General features: G+C 62.6%; 2 protein-coding genes. Both read left to right on the top strand.

The window, feature by feature from the left end; translation table 11 throughout:
• On the top strand, window positions 1-1,934 hold a 1,934-nt coding region (locus VL598_RS11645), incomplete at its 5' end, for a GAF domain-containing sensor histidine kinase (RefSeq protein ID WP_325326875.1).
• Between the two features lie 221 nt (window positions 1,935-2,155).
• The coding region (locus tag VL598_RS11640; protein ID WP_325326874.1) for an MDR family oxidoreductase at window positions 2,156-3,074 on the top strand (919 nt) is incomplete at its 3' end.

The following is a 3,074-nucleotide window of genomic DNA, read 5'->3' as shown; positions in this document are numbered from 1 at the left end:
TTGCTCGCCTTGACGGCCGCGAGCTCGATGCCGAACACCTCTACGAACTGGCGATCCGCTCGGCCCGCGCGAACGGCTTTATCCACAATGAGGCGCTTGCCTACGAATGTGCAGCGCGTTTCTACGCGGCGCGTGGCTTCGACGAGTTTGCGCGGGCGTATCTGCGCAACGCGCGCTATGCCTACCTTCGTTGGGGCGCCGATGGAAAGGTGCGACAACTCGAAGAAGTCTATCCACACCTCAGGGAGGACGCGCCTGTACCCGGCCCGACGACCACGATTGGGGCGGCGGTAGAACACCTCGACCTCGCGACTGTGATGAAAGTGTCGCAGGCCGTCTCGGGAGAGATCGTTCCTGAAAAACTGATCGAGACACTGATGCGCACCGCCATCGAGCAGGCAGGTGCCGAGCGAGGTCTGTTGATCATTCCGCGCGGGTCCGAGCCGCGGATCGAGGCGCAAGCGACAACGGGCGGCGACACGGTCGTCGTGCAGTTGCGCGATCAGCCCGTGACCGCGGCCGTGCTACCGGAGTCAGTGCTGCATTATGTCCTGCGCACTCGCGAGAGCGTCATTCTCGACGATGCCACTGCCCAGCCCCCGTTTTCTGCCGATCCCTATATCCGCGAGCACCAGGCCCGCTCCATACTCTGCGTGCCCTTGATCACCCAGGCCAAGCTGATCGGCGGGCTCTACCTCGAGAACAATCTCGCCCGCCGGGTCTTCGCGCCCGCCCGCAGTGCAGTGCTGAAGCTGCTCGCTTCGCAGGCCGCCATCGCGCTGGAGGTTGCGCGTTTGTATCGCGATCTCGAACTACGTGAAGCCAAAATCCGACGTTTGGTCGACGCCAACATCATCGGAATATTCATTTGGGACTTCCAGGGGCGGATATTCGAGGCGAACGAAGCCTTTCTTCATATTGTTGGAAAGAGCCGCGACGACCTCGTTTCGGGTCGCGTGCGCTGGACGGCGCTGACCCCTTGGGAATGGAGCAGCGCTGACGAAGGGGCTGTGGCGCAACTTAGGGCGAGCGGAAGCTGCAAAACCTACGAAAAGGAGTACTTCCGCAAGGACGGCACCCGCGTGCCGGTGCTGCTTGGTGCGGCGACTTTCGGCGAGCTCCCGGACCAGGGCGTCGCCTTCGTGCTCGACTTGACCGAGCGCAAGAGGGCGGAAGCCGAAGCCCGCGAGAGCGAGCGACGCTACCGCGAGATGCAGATGGAGGTCGCGCATGCGAACCGCGTCGCCACCATGGGGCAGCTTACGGCCTCGATTGCCCATGAGGTGAACCAGCCCATCGCCGCGGCGATCACCAACGCCCAGGCGGCGCTGCGCTGGCTAGGTGCACGGCCGCCGGACCTCGAGGAGGTCCGGCAAGCGCTCGACCATATCGTCAAGGACGCCAATCGCGCCGGCGACGTCATCAGCCGCATTCGCGAGCTCATCAAAAAAGCGCCTGCACGCAAGGACTGGCTCGATATCAACGAGGCGATTCGCGAGGTGATCGAGTTCACCCATGGCGAAGCGCTCAAGAACGGCGCCTCGGTTCAGACGGCGCTCGGGGAAGGCTTGCCGCTCATTCAAGGCGATCGCGTGCAAGTGCAGCAAGTCGTCCTAAATCTCATCGTCAATGCTGTCCAGGCAATGCGCGAAATCGTGGAAGGGCGGCGAGAGTTGCGGATTAGCACTGCTCGAGGCGAACCGAATGGCGTGCAGGTCGCGGTGGAAGATTCCGGGCCGGGCTTCGCCCCGGCGAGTCCCGAGCATCTCTTCGCCCCGTTTTACACGACGAAGCCGGGCGGGTTGGGGATGGGGCTGTCGATCTGCCGTTCAATCATCGAAGCTCATGGGGGCCGGTTGTGGGTGACCGCCAACCGGCCGCAGGGTGCCGTTCTTCATTTCACGTTGCCCACTGACCCAGGCAGCGGATCGTGATCTTGGGGCTGTGCCGTGCATCGATGCGCATCTTGGCGCTATCCGTCGGGCAGGATCAGCCCATGGCCCTGTATGATTTGCCGGTCCGCACCGGACACCCGGCAGTCTCACTGGCTTGCGAGTTGATGGCCTCAACAGGCCAATGAATCGTGAAAGCCGGCCTGCCGATGTTTGAAATGCCACTGCATTCCGGTTTCAATAGATAGAAAACGGAGCCACTCATGTTCAATGCGATCCTCGTCGACAAGCGCGACGACACCTACCAGGCCCAACTCGCGACGCTCGATGATGCTCGCCTGCCGCCCGGCGACGTACTCATCAACGTCGAATACAGCACGTTGAACTACAAAGACGCGCTGGCCATTACCGGCAAAGCGCCGATCGTTCGAAGCTTTCCGATGATTCCCGGCATCGATTTGGCGGGTACCGTCGAAACGAGCACGCATCCCGACTTTGCTACGGGAGACAAGGTCGTGCTGAACGGCTGGGGCGTCGGCGAACAGCACTTTGGGGGGCTCGCGCAAAAAGCGCGGGTCCAAGGCGATTGGCTGACTCACTTGCCGCAAGGACTGACGACGCAACAGGCGATGGCGATCGGCACCGCGGGATATACCGCGATGCTGTGCATCATGGCGCTCGAGCGTCACGGGTTGACGCCCGCGCAAGGCGATGTGCTCGTCACAGGGGCAAGCGGTGGGGTCGGTGGCATCGCAATCGCACTCCTCGCGAAGCTTGGGTATCGCGTTGTCGCATCGACGGGCCGTATGGAGGAGTCCGACTATCTGCATGGGCTCGGCGCCGCCGAGATTATCGATCGCCGTACGCTGTCCGAGCCCGGCCGCCCCTTGCAAAAGGAGCGCTGGGCGGCGGCCGTCGATTCCGTTGGCAGCCACACGCTCGCCAATGCATGTGCGGGCACTCGGGAGAATGGCGCCGTTGCCGCCTGCGGTCTCGCACAAGGGCTCGATTTTCCGGCAACTGTCGCACCGTTCATTTTGCGAGGCGTGAGCCTCCTTGGCATCAACAGTGTGACGCGCCCGGCCACGCAGCGTAGGGAAGCATGGAGACGGCTCGCAAACGAGATCGACTCAGCATTGCTGAAAACGATGGCAACGACGATCAACCTGACAGAGGCTATTT

Source organism: Trinickia sp., from assembly GCF_035492435.1.
Lineage (GTDB): Bacteria > Pseudomonadota > Gammaproteobacteria > Burkholderiales > Burkholderiaceae > Trinickia.
Note: the sequence above shows the minus strand (reverse complement) of the source record. Positions and strands in the feature narration are given on the sequence as shown.